This is a genomic window from Ilumatobacter sp. (assembly GCF_039969435.1).
Classification (GTDB): Bacteria; Actinomycetota; Acidimicrobiia; order Acidimicrobiales; family Ilumatobacteraceae; genus Ilumatobacter_A.
The window spans coordinates 13,065-26,717 of the sequence record NZ_JBDVNU010000034.1; the positions used below are offsets into that span (position 1 = coordinate 13,065).

A 13,653-nucleotide genomic window follows, 5' to 3' on the forward strand; every position below is an offset into this window, starting at 1 on the left:
GATCGGTTCGGTCGTCGACCGGTCGGGTCACGAACGGGTCACAGGGTGACGTCGTATCCCACCCGCAGCTCCTCACCTTCGAAGGCATCGGAGAAGCGGATGCTCCACGAGCTCCCGTCCTCGAACGTGTAGAACTCGTCCTCCGCCGTCACGTCCTCGAAGTCGGGGGCGGGCAGCTGAGGCAGCAGCTCCGCCGAGATCGCGGCCACGTCGGCGGCCGTTCCCGTTCCGGCCGTCCAGTCGATGCCGCCGGAGGTGAACGCATCGCCGCTGAACTGGTTCACGCCGGGAGCCCAGCGCCAGCCACGGACCGTCCAACCCGCCGTCTCACCGATGTCCTGAGCCGTCGCGAAGTTCTCCTCGGCCGGAGCGATGTAGGCGGGGAGTTCCCCGTCGCGGCTCTCGAAGAGATCGATCTCGATCAGGACCACGCCGGGCACCTCGGTGTCCGACGTGACGAACACGTCGAATTGCGGTGCTTCCCCGAAGTCGACCGGGTCGAGCGAGGTCGAGGTCGTCGAGGTCGTGTCCTGGGTCGAGGTCGAGTCGGTCACGTCGTAGTCGCCGTTCGCACTGATCGCGTCGACGAACGCGATCCGCACGTCGTCGATCGCCATCGGGGTCGCGGCGACGAAGGTGAAGGACTCGCTCGCCGAGTACTCCGGGGCGTCGGCGAACGTGTCCACGTCGTAGCGCACGTCGTACTCGAGCACGCCGACGTCTCCGGCCGGAACCGGGATCTGCGTGATCCCGGACTCGGCCACCGCGTCGGGTGCCGAGGTGATGAGGTCGGGGATGTCGAGCCCCGGACCCGTCGCACCGATCTCGACCGTCCCCGCGGCGCCGGGCTCGGCCGTTTCGGGCGGCTCCGGTGCGGAGTCCTCGGGCGTGGTCGCCTCCGGTTCGGTCGTGGCCGGCTCCGTGTCGACGGGTTCCTCGGTGGTCGCAGGGGTCGACGGCGCGGACGGCGCGGGAGGGACCGTCTCGGTGGACACGGTGGGCTCGGTGTCCGGCACGGTCTCCACCGACGCCAGTGTCGGGATGTCGAGGTCGCAGTCGAGGTCGTCGTTCAGGAGGTCGACCACGTCGTCGAGTGCGTCCTCGTCGGCGTCACGGACCAGATCGTCGACCTCGTCCAGGTCGGTCAGGTCGTCGATCCCGTCGATGTCGGCGAGCCGATCGAACTGGCGGTCGATTCCGTCGTCGTCGAGATCCGCTGCGTCGTCGACGAGCCGCTGGGCGGTGCGACAGGTGTCTTCGCTGTCGGCCGACGATTCGTCGGAACCCGTCCCGCACGCAGCGACGGTCAGTGTCGCTGCGACCGTGAGGGGGATGAACTTGCGGATCGCCGAGTTCGTGGATGAGGTCCTGTGGATCATGAGAGCTCCTCGCTCGTCGAGTGCCCGTGGCACTGGTGGAGACGTGAGCATTCCTCCGAGACCACCGATTCCAAACGGGGAGGTGTCCCCTTCGGTGCCAACTCGGCGACGGTCGGAACCCGCCGACGCGCGACGAGGAGGCGTGACGACGACACCGGACGGGGTCAGCGACGCTGTGCCAGCAGCAGGGCGAAATCGTCGTCGTCGTCGGCGAACACGCCCCTGGACGCGTCGAACCCCGCTTCGTGGAGTTCGGCTGCGAGCCGCTCTGGACGGAACTTCGACGAGATCTCCACCCGGATCTCCTCCCCCGCCCCGAGGTCGAGGTCGAGATCGAGTCCCTCCAAGCGGGCGTGCATCGGTTCCTCGGCCCGCAGGCGCATGTCGATGCGCTCCTGACGTCCGTCCCAGAACGGCACGTAGCCGAAGTTGCCCACGTCGAGATTGCCGTCGTAGGTGGCGTTGATGTTCGTCAACGCATTGCGGATGAACGCCTCGGTCACCCCCTGGTCGTCGTCGTAGGCGGCGATCAGGCGGTCGACCGCCTTGATCTGGTCGAGGCCGATCAGCACCCAGTCGCCGGGTGCGAGCACGTCGCCGAGCGCACCGAGGAAGGCACGGCGCTCCTCGACGTAGAAGTTGCCGATCGTTCCACCGAGGAACATCACGAGCTTGGGTCCTGACGACGCCACCTCGCCGAGGCGGTGGAGATGGCGGGTGAAGTCGCCCACGACCGGGGAGATCTCGATGTCGGGGTGACGTTCCGACAACATCTCGCCCGCGTCGAGCACGGTCTGCTCGCTCACGTCGAGCGGCACGAACCGCTCGATCAGGCCGTGAGCGGTGAACGCGTCGAGCAGCGTCCGTGTCTTGTCGCTCGTGCCGGAGCCGAGTTCGATCACGGTGGTGGCCTCGGTGATCTCGGCGATCGCCGCCGAGTGGTCGGCGAGGATCTGTCGCTCGGTCTCGGTCTGGTAGTACTCGGGGACGCCGGTGATCCGGGAGAACAGCTCGCTCCCCCGGTCGTCGTACAGCCACCGCGGCGGCAGGGTCCGCGGTAAGCGGGTGAGTGCGTCACGCAGTTCGCGCGCGGTCTCGTCGAGTTGTCGGGTCACGTCCATCGTCTCTGCTTTCGAGGTGTCGAGCCGCGCGCCCGTGGTCGGATCCGATCCGACCACGGAGGTCGGTCAGTCGCGGGCGAGGCGGAGGCCTCCCAGGTGCCAGCGGGTGTGTGGGTGGAAGAAGTTGCGGTAGGTCGAGCGAGCGTGGCCGGGCGGGGTGAGTGCGCCGCCGCCGCGCAGCACCTGTTGGCCCGACATGAACTTGCCGTTGTACTCGCCGATCGCACCGTCGACGGGCCGGAACCCCGGGTACGGCTGGTATGCCGACGACGTCCACTCCCACGCGGCACCGAACAGTTGCCGCAGACCGCCGGTGACGGGCCCGGCCGATGTCGGGTGGAACGTGAAGTGGTCGTTCTGCTCGTCGAGGAAGCCGTCGACCGTCGACGAACGCCCCAGCGTGCGTGCTGCGTGCTCCCACTCGAACTCGGTCGGGAGGCGCGCGTCGGCCCACGTGGCGAAGGCGTCGGCTTCGTAGTGCGACACGTGACAGACCGGCTCGTGCCGGTCGACGTCACGCATCCCGGTCAACGTGTGGATCCACCAGGAATCGATCTGGTCGGGGTTGCGACGCCAGTACAGCGGCGCCGTCCACCCCTCGGACTGGGCGCGGTACCAGCCGTCGGACTTCCACAGTTCGGGTCGGTCGTATCCGCCGTCGGCCATGAAGTCCAACCATTCGCCTGCCGTGACGAGGCGGTCGGCGAGCGCGAAGTCGTAGAGGCGGACCTCGTGTGCCGGGCCTTCGTTGTCGAACGAGAAGCGGTCGCCGTGAACGCTGCCGGCGTCGACGAGACCGATCGTCACGAGGCCGCCGTCGAACTCGACGAACGACGCCGGACCGGGGTCCGCAGCAGCGATGTCCGTGCGCTGCACGTAGGCCGGGCCGACGGCGGGGTTCATCGACAAGGCGTGCTTGATGTCGATCAGCAGCAACTCCTGGTGCTGTTCCTCGTGATGGGTTCCGAGTTCGATGACGGCGAGTTCGGCCCGATCGAGATTCCCGCGCCGGAACCGTTCGTCGATCGCCGCGTCGACGTGACGGCGGTACTCGCCGACCTCGGCGAGCGACGGGCGGGTCACCAGACCGCGGTTGGGCCGCGGGTGTCGAGCGCCGACGGCGTCGTAGTAGCTGTTGTAGAGGAATCGGTACTCCGGTCGGTCGCCGGGACGGCCGCTGGTGCCGTCGGCGCCGAGCACGAACTCCGCGAAGAACCACGACGTGTGTGCACGGTGCCACTTCGTGGGACTGGTGTCGGCCATCGACTGCACCACCTGGTCCTCGGCGGACAACGGGGCCGCCAGACGTTCGGTGCGTGCCCGGACCTCGACGAACCGACGAGCGAGTCGATCGGGGTCGAGTCGGTGGGAGGCGACCTGCGAGTTCCCGGTCGGGGTCGACACCGGGTGCGAGGTCGTGGTCGACGATGCGGGAGCAACGTTCATGCACCCATCGAACACCACCCCGACCGGCGATGTTCCTCACCAACAGGTGAACAGTGGGACAACACGCCCAATCGACACGGGAGCTGTCACAGACACCTGGCGGGTGCGCCTCCGGTGGGCGGAGCCGGGCAGACGTGGCCGAGACCGGTCGGGTTATGGTCGATGCATGCGAATCGGTGTGATGATCTTCCCGACCGACCAGACGATCGACCCGGTCGAACTGGCCCGCGAGGCGGAGGCACGAGGGTTCGAGTCGCTCTGGTTCCCCGAGCACTCCCACATCCCGACCAGCAGAGTCACGCCGTGGGGTGGCAACGAGGGAGCGCCGCCGCTGCCCGAGTTCTACTGGCGCACGCACGACCCGTTCGTGTCGCTCGCCGCCTGCGCTGCCGTCACGAGCGAGATCAAGGTGGCCACCGGCATCTGCCTGGTCGCACAGCGCGACCCGATCCACACCGCCAAGGAGGTGGCGAGCCTCGACCGCATCTCCGGCGGCCGATTCCTGTTCGGCGTCGGCTACGGATGGAACAAGGAGGAGATGGCCCACCACGGAGCCGTGTACGGCGAGCGCCGAGACGTCCTGCGCGAGAACGTGCTCGCCATGAAGCAACTGTGGACCCAGGACGAGGCGTCGTTCGACGGTGAGCACGTGAAGTTCTCCTCGTCGTGGTCGTGGCCCAAGCCGACCCAGGAGGGTGGTCCGCCGGTGATCATGGGCGGGAACGCCGGGCCGAAGACCGCAGCTCACATCGCCGAGTTCTGTGACGGCTGGATGCCCATCGGCGGACGGCACCCGCTCGAGAAGTGGCAGACCGTCGTCGACGCGTGCGAAGCGATCGATCGCGACCCCGAGACCGTCGAGCGCGGAGTGTTCGGGGCAGCACCGTCGCAGGACACGTTGACCGACCTGGCAGCGGCCGGCATCTCGCGCGCCGTGCTCGGGCTCCCGCAGGGTCCTCGCGACGAGGTGATGGCCAAGCTCGACGAGTACGCCCCACTGGTGGCGGCCCTCGCCGACGCCTGACTCTGCGTCCTCGGAGCTTCGCCACGCGACGTTCGACGTCTCGAAACATCTCCGACACGTCGCGCCGCGACGATGAACCGATGGAGCCGTACATCGTCGCCGTCGATCATCCCAGCCTGTTCTTCCTCGTCGGCCCGTTCGTCACCGAGCTCCGCAACGAGTCGCGTCGCTTCGGCCGGGTCGACGCGGCGAACCCCAAGCCGTTCCCGTCCCTGGTGCGCCGAGTCGTGGACCCCACGCGGACGCGTTTCGGCGTGATGTCCGAACACGGGCTGGTCGCGATGGCGTCGCTGTCGATCGACGGCGAGATCTCGATGGCGGTGGCGGCGGGTCACCGGGGGGAGGGCCACGGGACGAAGCTCCTGATCCACGTGATCCAGGTCGCGGAACACGCCGAGTTCGGGCGTGTGTTCATGACGTCGAGTCGCCGGAGCCGGCCGATCTCGCGGCTCGGCTCGCGGTTGGGCTGGACTCCCGTCGACATCACCCCCGGTCGCCTCGACCTGTTCCTCGACCTGCCGCGACGACGGAGCGCGTAGCACCCGGCCGGGTCCCGCGATCCGGCACCCGCCGGCGAACGACGATGCGGCCCGCCCGCACGAGTGGCCACACGACACGCCACGTTGCGGCGAACTGCCACGTAGTCTGGACGAGCTTCGACACCACGGGGCATCAAACGGGGCGACTGCGCTCCAAAGGGATCGAAGCCATGTCAGAGCACACCTCATCCGACCATTCCTCCACGTCCACGTCCTGGGACCCGCACGCAGAGTCACCGGTCGTACCCGACGGGTCCATCACCGAGGAGCCCCGAGCCGAGACGCTGTTCGATGCCGTCGACGCCGACCACGGCACCGCTCCCGAGTTCGCGACTCCGGAGGTCCGCGCTGCGCACGACGTGCCCGCGAGCGACCTGCCTGCGCCCACGGCGGGTGCTGCGTACGGCGGCCCGACGGACGGTCCCGACCACGAACAGCACGGCGAGGCCGACGACACCGTCGAGATGAAGGCGCCTCCGCTCGACGCCATCGACCGACTCCTGGCCGAGCACGAAGCTCGGACCGACGGGAGCCTCCCGGGCGTTCTCGTCGACGACGTCGAGCTCGAGAGCACCACGACCGATGACGCGCCGGTCGAGGACACGACCGCCGACGACGCGGAGGGCGGTCACGTCACGCCGGTCGATGGCGACGCACTCGACGATGTCGACGACGGAGGCGGGCGCCTCCACGCCGACCTCGGGGACGACGATCTCGGGGACGACGACGAGATTCCGGAGGACGGGCCACTCACGTTCGCCGACCTCGGGTTGTCCGACGACCTGTTGGAGTCGCTGACGAAGCTCGGCTACGAGCATCCGACGCCGATCCAGGCCGAGTCGATCCCGCCGCTCCTCGACGGCTTCGACCTTCTCGGCCAGGCCGCGACCGGCACGGGCAAGACGGCGGCGTTCGCGCTGCCGATGCTCGATCGTGTCGTGTCGTCGAAGAAGTCCAAGCTGCCGTTCGGGCTGGTGCTCGTGCCGACCCGCGAACTCGCCAACCAGGTCGCCGAGGCGTTCAAGGAGTACGGCGCCACCGGTCGTGTCCGCATGGCCGCGTTGTTCGGCGGCACCAACATCGGGCCGCAGTTCAGCCTGCTCAACGCGGGGGTCGACATCGTGATCGGCACCCCGGGACGCGTGCTCGACCACTTGAAGCGCGGATCGCTCGACCTGTCGAACTGCGGCATGGTCGTGCTCGACGAAGCCGACGAGATGCTCGACATGGGCTTCGCCGAGGACCTCGAAGCGATCCTCGACGCCGCTCCACCGGAGCGCCAGACCGTGCTGTTCTCGGCCACCATGCCCAACCGCATCGACTCCATCGCCAACCGGCAGTTGAGCGATCCGGTTCGCATCAGCATCAAGCGCGCCAGCGACACCGAGGGCACCACACCCAAGGTCACCCAGCGCGCCTACCTCTCTCATCGCTCGCACCGCGCCATGGCTCTCGGCCGCATCCTCGACATGGAGAACCCGGAAGCAGCGATCGTGTTCTGTCGCACACGGGGCGACGTCGACGAGTTGACCGACACGATGAACGGCCGTGGCTACCGCGCCGAAGCGCTGCACGGCGGCATGAGCCAGGACCAGCGCGATCGAGCCATGGGCCGCTTGAAGAGCGGGGTCGCAACGCTGTTGATCGCCACCGACGTGGCCGCGCGCGGCATCGACGTCGACCATCTGTCGCACGTCGTCAACTACGACATCCCCCAGACCACCGAGGCATACACGCACCGCATCGGCCGCGTGGGGCGCGCCGGACGCGAAGGCATCGCGATCACGCTCGGCGGACCCAAGGACCACCGCAAGATCCAGAACCTGTCGCGATACACCAACCAGGAGATCAAGATCGAGAAGGTCCCCTCGGTCAACGACCTCACCGTGCAACGCATGAAGAAGACCGGTGAGGAGGTCGCTGCGAAGATCGGTGACGAGGAGTCCGCCGACCTGTACCGCACGATCGTCGAGGGTCTCACCGCCGACCACGATCCGATGGAGGTCGCAATCGCGGCCGTGCGGATGGCACACGAAGCGGCCGGTCGCACGACCAAGGAGGAGGAGATCCCCGACGTCAACGCCGGTTCCGGCAAGAGCCGCAACGACCGGGGCGACCGTCGCGAGCGCTACGAACGCGACGACCGCGGAGACCGCGGAGGACGCTTCGAGAAGCAGGGCCACCGTGGTCAGCGTGATGGTGGACAACGCGAGGGTCGCGGCGGCGACGAGAAGCGTGCCGCCCGCAACCCCGACGGAAGCCACAGCGTCGAGGCCGGCTTCGTCAGCCTGCAGTTCAACCTCGGACGGTCGGCAGGGCTGCGCCCGGGCGACCTCGTCGGTGCCATCGCCAACGAGGCGAACATGCGCGGCAGCGAGATCGGCGCGATCAAGATCAACGACAAGTCGGCGTTCGTCCAGGTTCCCGAACAGCAGGCCGGCAAGATCCTGCGCAGCCTCGAAGGCGCCAAGATCCGCAACAAGCCCGTGCGCGTCCGGCGGGCCAACAACGACTCACGCTGATCGGGGCCGTCACGCACCTGTTCCCGCGACCACGTCCCTGTTCTGGTTCTGACGACCCGGTGAGCTCCGGCGGTCGATCGAGGGGGATGTCAGGTTGGCCTGACGCGACCGACCGCGATGTCAGCCCAGCCTGACATTCCCGCAATCGTGAGGTCGGAACCCAGGCGACGCAGGCGCCGGCGTCAGGGAGCGAGGACGACGGCTACCGGCCCGATTCGTCGGTCGACTTGCGAGGTCCAACCACCGACGTGCGAGGGTTCGGGGATGGGGACGACTGCACCGCTACCGAAACAGCATGCTGCGATCGAGGTCGACGGGGTCACGAGGTCGATGGCGTACTTCGACAGCGGCCCGCGTCAGGGATCCGAGCGCACGATCGTGTTCCTCCACGGCAATCCCACGTCGTCGTACCTGTGGCGCAACATCATCCCGCACGTGGCGCACCTCGGGCGCGTCGTCGCACCCGACCTGATCGGCCAGGGCGCCTCCGACAAGCTCGACGACTCGGGACCGGGCAGCTACACGTTCGTCGAACATCGGGCGTGGCTCGATGCACTGCTCGACTCCCTCGAACTGGGCGACGAGGTCGTGCTGGTGATCCACGACTGGGGATCGGCGCTCGGGTTCGACTGGGCGCACCGCCACCCCGACCGCGTCGCCGGCATCGCGTACATGGAGGCGATCGTCATGCCGATCCCCTCGTGGGACGACTGGCCGCCCAACGCCCGCGGCATCTTCCAGGGGCTGCGTTCCGAGGCCGGCGAGGAACTGTGCCTGGAGAAGAACCTGTTCGTCGAGGCGATCCTGCCGAATGCGATCATCAGCGGCCTCACCGCCGAGGAGATGGCCGTCTACCGTGAACCCTTCGCCGCAGCGGGAGAGGATCGTCGACCCACCCTCACGTGGCCGCGCCAGATCCCGATCGAGGGCGAACCTGCCGACGTCGTGGAGATCGTCCGGGGGTACGCCGACTGGATGAACAGCAACGAGATCCCGAAGCTGTTCATCGACGCCGACCCGGGTTCGATCCTCGTCGGTCGGCAGCGGGAGTTCTGCCGCAACTGGCCGAACCAGACGGAGGTCCGGGTGGTCGGGACGCACTTCGTCCAGGAGGACAGCCCCGACGACATCGGCGAGGCCATCGCGCGTTGGCTCACGTGACGTCCGGCGCCGCCGTCCGCCATCACCACGACGGGTGGATGGCAGGTCGAGCCGGGAGGCGCGACGCGGGGCGGGCTACGGTCGCCACATGAACGAAGCAACACAGATGCAGGTCGAGTGGACCACCGTGATCGACGGGATCGACTTCGGTGAGGGCCCACGCTGGCACGACGGTCGTCTGTGGTTCAGCGACTTCTACCAGCAGACGATCTCCTCGGTCGAGATCCACGCCGACGGCACCGGCACACGCCACGTGGAACTGGAACACGACGGTCGGCCGTCCGGGCTCGGCTGGCTGCCCGACGGACGTCTGGTGTTCGTCTCGATGCTCGACCGCAAGGTGATGCGTCGCGAAGCCGACGGAACCGTGGTCGAGCACGCCGACCTGTCCGAGGTGGCAGGTGGCCACTGCAACGACATGGTCGTCTCGTCCACCGGCATCGCCTACGTCGGCAACTTCGGTTTCGACTTCGAAGCCGGCGATGCGGTGAAGACCACCACCATGGCGATCGTGTATCCCGACGGCCGTGTGGTCGCGGACTCGCACGAGTTGCTCTTCCCGAACGGTGCCGTGATCACCCCCAGCGGACGCACGCTGATGGTCGGTGAGACCTTCGGTGGTCAGTACACGGCGTTCACCATCGACCACGACGGTCTGCTCACCGAACCGCGGGTCTGGGCCGAGGTGGACGGCACGGCTCCCGACGGGTGCACTCTCGACGAGGACGAGGGCGTGTGGTTCTCCGACGCGGTCGGCAAGCAGATCGTGCGGGTGATCGGGTCCGGCGACATCGGCGACCCGTCCACCATCCGGATGGGCACGCCGAACAACACCTACGCCTGCGTGCTCGGAGGCGACGACGGACGGACGCTGTTCGTGCTCCTCGCCGACGACTCGAGCCCCGACGTCGTCGCAGGCACCGCCACCGGTTCGATCGTGAGCACGAGGGTCGACGTGGCCCACGCCGGGAGGCCGTAGGGCGAACGCCGTGGGCGCAGGGTCCGTCCGAAACCGCTACAGGACCTTCATGCCGTACATCTCACCCAGCGGATCGCTGATGATCTCGATGCGCTCACCGTCGGGCCCTGCGAAGTAGAGCGACGTGTCGTCGACGAGGTACGTGTCGACCCCGGCGGCCTCGAGCTTGGACTTCAACCGCTCCCAGTTCGCCCGTTCCACCGAGATCGCCAGGTGGTGGTGGCCACCGAGCACCTCGGCGTACTCCTCCAGGCCGAGGCCGGGGAAGTCGAAGAACGCGAGTGCGTTGCCGTTGCCGATGTCGAAGAAGAAGTGGGTCGACCCTGCGTAGTCCCGATTCTCGAACAGTTCGGTCAACGGGAACTCGAGGAGCCCCTGGTAGAACTCAATCGTTCGCACGACGTCGGAGGAGATCAGCGCCTGGTGGTGCTGGCCACGGGCGGATGACGGTGGCCGGTCCTCGGGAGGTGCGATGAAGCGCCCGCGAAGCGCCTCCCACTCGTCGTCTCGATCGGGGTGGTCACCGTCGCGTGAAGTACCGAATGTCGGGCTGGATCCAGGTTCGCTCGCCATCGGTTCAGTGTTCCAGGTCGAGAGCGAATTCGCGCTGCAGGGACCGGCTCGCTCGTCTGGAAGACTCACGATGCAGCGGGCGGGGACCCCGGTCCCACCCCGAGGGAGCCGCCGAATGTCCATCACCGAGTCCCACCGCATCACCACGACGTCGAGTTCCTCGGGAGTCTCGGTCGAGCCGATCACCACGTCCCCCGCGTGACGCACCCCCGATGAACGACCGCGTCCCCCTCGTCGCCGGTCTCCCGATGTACGACTGGCCCGAGGTCGAGAGCGACGTCGATCGCCTGTGGTCGACGATCGCTGCCGCGGCACGGGAACGAGGCGTGCTCGCGCCCGACCGCCTGACCCGTACCGACTCACTCGTCGACCTGTGGGGTGACCCGACGATGATCCTCGGACAGGTGTGTTCCCTCAACCCCGTCCGCGACGGGCTCGGGGAGACCGAGGTGGTGGGGACGATCGTCTACGAACCGCCACCGGGCCTGCCCGACACCGACCCCGGCACGTACTACTCGGTGCTGATCGCACGCACCGACGACGAACGCCGCAGCGGGCTCGGACCCGACGGTGTCGGCTCGTCCGTCGCCGACGAGTCGATCCAACGGTTCGACGGGTGCACCATCGCCTCGAACGGCACCGATTCCCAGTCGGGATACTGGAGTCTCGGGCACTTCGTGCGGGACCGACTCGACGACGGCCCGATCTTCGGCGAGCCGGTCTTCACCGGCGCGCACCGCGAGTCGGTGCGTGCCGTGGCCGGTGGTCGAGCCGACCTCGCTGCGATCGACGTCCACTCCTGGCGTCTCGCGCTGGAACACGAGCCGGCATCCGCGGGACTGTCGGTGATCGGCACCACCGAGCCGACCCCTGGGGTGGTGTGCGTGGTCTCGTGGGAGCTCGGGCACCACCGCGCCGCCCTCGATGCGGCGCTGCGGGCCGCGATCGACTCACTCGACACGCCGACCGCCGCCCGCCTCCACATCGTCGGCTACCGGTCCCGACGTCTCGAGGAGTTCCAGGTGGTGGCGGACCGCGTCGAGCACGCCGCGCTCCACCCGTGGCATCGCTGAGAGCGCCCTCGGATCGAACCGCGGCCCGCCACGCGTGTCGCCGTTCCACGCACCATCCCCGGTCTGCGAGAATTCGTCGATCATGAGTGGCGTGGTGGGTTCATCGATCGGGACGAACGACCACCGACCGTGGGCGCGCGACGACTGGTGGGCCGGCACCCGGGCCGGACTGACCGGTGCGACCGGACTCTCGCCCGCCGCATACGCCGACGAACACTTCTTCGCCGACGAGCAGGCGGCCGTCTTCGCACGGGCGTGGGTCTGCGTGGGGCTCGCCGACGAGGTCCGAGGTCCCGGTCGGTTGCTCGTGCGCGACGTCGGCGAGCGTTCCGTCCTGATCACCCGCTCGAACGACGGCGAGTTGTACGGCTTCCTCAACTCGTGTCGTCATCGTGGAACGGAACTGGCGGCCGCCGACTGTGAGATCGCGAACACCATCCGGTGCCCCTACCACCGATGGGGCTACGCGACGGACGGACGCCTCGTCGCCGCTCCGCACTTCGAGGACCTTCCCCGTGACTCCTTCGACAAGGCCGACCACGGGCTGGTGCGCGTACGCGTCGACACCTGGGGCGCGCTGCTGTTCGCCTGTCTCCACGAGGGCACCGCACCGTTGCTCGACTGGCTCAGCGACCTCCCCGACCGGATGGCCGGCTACGGGCTCGACGCCTGGACGGAGCGCACGTCCGAGCAGGTCGACATCGCGGCGAACTGGAAGCTCGTCTCGGAGAACTTCCAGGAGTACTACCACCTCACGTGGGTGCATCCGGAACTCTCGAAGGTCAGTCGGGTCGACGACCACTACCGCTACCAGGGTCGCGGGATGTACTGCGGTCAGAGCACCACCCCGGTGTCGGGCAACGATCGCGACGACTGGCTCCGGATGCCTCCCGCCGACGACCTCGACGACTCCGACATGCACAGTGGGCGGTTCGTGGCGATCTTCCCGAACGTGCTGCTGTCGGTGCTGCCGAACCACGCGTTCGTGATGCGTCTGGCACCCCGATCCGCCGGTGTCACCGTCGAGACCTGCTCCTGGCTGCTGCCGCCGCGGTCGACCGGTCTCGGTGACGACGACTTCGCGCCCACCCGTGAGTTCTGGCTCGAGGTGAACGGCGAGGACATCGACATCGTGGAACGGGGGCAACGCGGGTTGGCTCGTGGCAGCGTGCCGGCGGGGCCACTCGCACCTCGGTTCGAGGAACCGCTCCACCGCTTCCACAACATGCTGGCCGACTCGATGACCTTGGCGTCACCTTGCGAGATCCGGATCCCGGAGGGCGACGACCCCGCGAGCGAGGCCGACCGGCGAGGAACCCGAGCCAATCCCGCGCCGGCAGCGATCGACGACCTCGTTGCGCGAGTGACCGTCGCGGGTCGGACCGGTCGCGGTCAGTCGAGGAACGTCAAGAGCGCGTCGAGCGCCAAGCGGTAGCTCGTCGGGCCGAAGCCGACGACCACACCGAGGCAGACCGCCGAGAGCATCGACGTGTGGCGGAACTCCTCGCGTGCGTGCACGTTCGACAGGTGCGTCTCGACCACCGGCAGGCGCGTCGCGGTGATCGCATCGCGCAGCGCGATCGAGGTGTGGGTGTAGGCACCCGGGTTGAACACGACGCCGAGCACGCCGTCGGCGGACGCGGCGTGCAGCGCATCGACCAGTTCGCCTTCGGCGTTGGACTGCACGGCTCGGACCTCGAACCCGCGTGTCTCGGCGAGCCGGCTGAGGCCTTCGACGATGTCGTCCAGGGTGTCGGTGCCGTACGTCTCGGGCTCACGGGTTCCGAGGAGGTTCAGGTTGGGCCCGTTGAGGACGAGGATCTCGCGCGTCATGCT

General features: G+C 68.2%; 12 protein-coding genes. 7 read left to right on the top strand and 5 right to left on the bottom strand.

The annotated features are described in order from the left end of the window. Positions 1-38: 38 nt before the first annotated feature. The 3 genes from ABJK40_RS16660 to egtB all read right to left on the bottom strand — a co-directional run bounded on the left by ABJK40_RS16660 (position 39) and on the right by egtB (position 3,946). Positions 39-1,379 carry a hypothetical protein gene (locus ABJK40_RS16660; protein ID WP_348480651.1) on the bottom strand — a complete coding sequence of 447 codons (1,341 nt, stop codon included), beginning with the start codon at positions 1,377-1,379 and terminating at the stop codon, positions 39-41. A gap of 164 nt (positions 1,380-1,543) precedes the next feature. Further along, entirely contained in the window at positions 1,544-2,500 is a 957-nt protein-coding gene (gene egtD / locus ABJK40_RS16665) for an L-histidine N(alpha)-methyltransferase (protein WP_348480650.1), read from the bottom strand. Positions 2,501-2,566: 66 nt separating this feature from the next. After that, positions 2,567-3,946 (bottom strand): ergothioneine biosynthesis protein EgtB, encoded by a 1,380-nt coding sequence (egtB, locus tag ABJK40_RS16670; RefSeq protein ID WP_348480649.1) that lies wholly within the window; start codon positions 3,944-3,946, stop codon positions 2,567-2,569. Positions 3,947-4,112: 166 nt separating this feature from the next. Between egtB and ABJK40_RS16675 the strand changes: the two genes are divergently transcribed. From ABJK40_RS16675 to ABJK40_RS16695, 5 genes are all read left to right on the top strand, one after another. Then, a complete protein-coding gene (locus ABJK40_RS16675; RefSeq protein WP_348480648.1) occupies positions 4,113-4,970 on the top strand; it encodes an LLM class F420-dependent oxidoreductase in 858 nt (285 codons plus the stop codon). Positions 4,971-5,050: 80 nt separating this feature from the next. Further along, a complete protein-coding gene (locus ABJK40_RS16680; protein ID WP_348480647.1) occupies positions 5,051-5,509 on the top strand; it encodes a GNAT family N-acetyltransferase in 459 nt (152 codons plus the stop codon). A gap of 170 nt (positions 5,510-5,679) precedes the next feature. Then, positions 5,680-8,031 (top strand): DEAD/DEAH box helicase, encoded by a 2,352-nt coding sequence (locus tag ABJK40_RS16685; protein ID WP_348480646.1) that lies wholly within the window; start codon positions 5,680-5,682, stop codon positions 8,029-8,031. 264 nt (positions 8,032-8,295) lie between these two features. Then, entirely contained in the window at positions 8,296-9,192 is an 897-nt protein-coding gene (locus ABJK40_RS16690; RefSeq protein ID WP_348480645.1) for a haloalkane dehalogenase, read from the top strand. An 88-nt stretch (positions 9,193-9,280) separates the two neighbouring features. Beyond that, the gene (locus tag ABJK40_RS16695) at positions 9,281-10,171 is read left to right on the top strand and encodes an SMP-30/gluconolactonase/LRE family protein (RefSeq protein WP_348480644.1); all 891 of its coding nucleotides are present in this window, start codon (positions 9,281-9,283) and stop codon (positions 10,169-10,171) included. 36 nt (positions 10,172-10,207) lie between these two features. On the opposite strand, the gene ABJK40_RS16700 is transcribed toward ABJK40_RS16695, so the two are convergent. Next, positions 10,208-10,744, bottom strand: a complete 537-nt coding sequence (locus tag ABJK40_RS16700) for a VOC family protein (protein WP_348480643.1) — start codon at positions 10,742-10,744, stop codon at positions 10,208-10,210. Between the two features lie 212 nt (positions 10,745-10,956). On the opposite strand from ABJK40_RS16700, the gene ABJK40_RS16705 reads away from it, so the two are divergent. Next, positions 10,957-11,817 (top strand): PhnD/SsuA/transferrin family substrate-binding protein, encoded by an 861-nt coding sequence (locus ABJK40_RS16705; RefSeq protein WP_348480642.1) that lies wholly within the window; start codon positions 10,957-10,959, stop codon positions 11,815-11,817. Positions 11,818-11,899: 82 nt separating this feature from the next. Further along, positions 11,900-13,252, top strand: coding sequence for an aromatic ring-hydroxylating dioxygenase subunit alpha (locus ABJK40_RS16710; RefSeq protein WP_348480641.1), 1,353 nt, complete (start codon positions 11,900-11,902; stop codon positions 13,250-13,252). Here the strand turns inward: ABJK40_RS16710 and aroQ are convergent. Further along, complete coding sequence (gene aroQ / locus ABJK40_RS16715; RefSeq protein WP_348480640.1) at positions 13,210-13,650, bottom strand: type II 3-dehydroquinate dehydratase; 441 nt, start codon at positions 13,648-13,650, stop codon at positions 13,210-13,212. The two genes, ABJK40_RS16710 and aroQ, sit on opposite strands and share 43 nt — an antisense overlap. Between the last annotated feature and the right edge of the window lie 3 nt (positions 13,651-13,653).

Bases quoted from the DNA above. Each gene is read 5' to 3' on its own strand.
- ABJK40_RS16675 (WP_348480648.1), top strand. From the start codon at position 4,113: ATGCGAATCGGTGTGATGATCTTCCCGACCGACCAGACGATCGACCCG.
- ABJK40_RS16660 (WP_348480651.1), bottom strand. From the start codon at position 1,379: ATGATCCACAGGACCTCATCCACGAACTCGGCGATCCGCAAGTTCATC.
- ABJK40_RS16710 (WP_348480641.1), top strand. From the start codon at position 11,900: ATGAGTGGCGTGGTGGGTTCATCGATCGGGACGAACGACCACCGACCG.
- ABJK40_RS16705 (WP_348480642.1), top strand. From the start codon at position 10,957: ATGAACGACCGCGTCCCCCTCGTCGCCGGTCTCCCGATGTACGACTGG.
- ABJK40_RS16680 (WP_348480647.1), top strand. From the start codon at position 5,051: ATGGAGCCGTACATCGTCGCCGTCGATCATCCCAGCCTGTTCTTCCTC.
- egtD (WP_348480650.1), bottom strand. From the start codon at position 2,500: ATGGACGTGACCCGACAACTCGACGAGACCGCGCGCGAACTGCGTGAC.
- aroQ (WP_348480640.1), bottom strand. From the start codon at position 13,650: ATGACGCGCGAGATCCTCGTCCTCAACGGGCCCAACCTGAACCTCCTC.
- ABJK40_RS16685 (WP_348480646.1), top strand. From the start codon at position 5,680: ATGTCAGAGCACACCTCATCCGACCATTCCTCCACGTCCACGTCCTGG.
- ABJK40_RS16700 (WP_348480643.1), bottom strand. From the start codon at position 10,744: ATGGCGAGCGAACCTGGATCCAGCCCGACATTCGGTACTTCACGCGAC.
- ABJK40_RS16690 (WP_348480645.1), top strand. From the start codon at position 8,296: ATGGGGACGACTGCACCGCTACCGAAACAGCATGCTGCGATCGAGGTC.
- ABJK40_RS16695 (WP_348480644.1), top strand. From the start codon at position 9,281: ATGAACGAAGCAACACAGATGCAGGTCGAGTGGACCACCGTGATCGAC.
- egtB (WP_348480649.1), bottom strand. From the start codon at position 3,946: ATGAACGTTGCTCCCGCATCGTCGACCACGACCTCGCACCCGGTGTCG.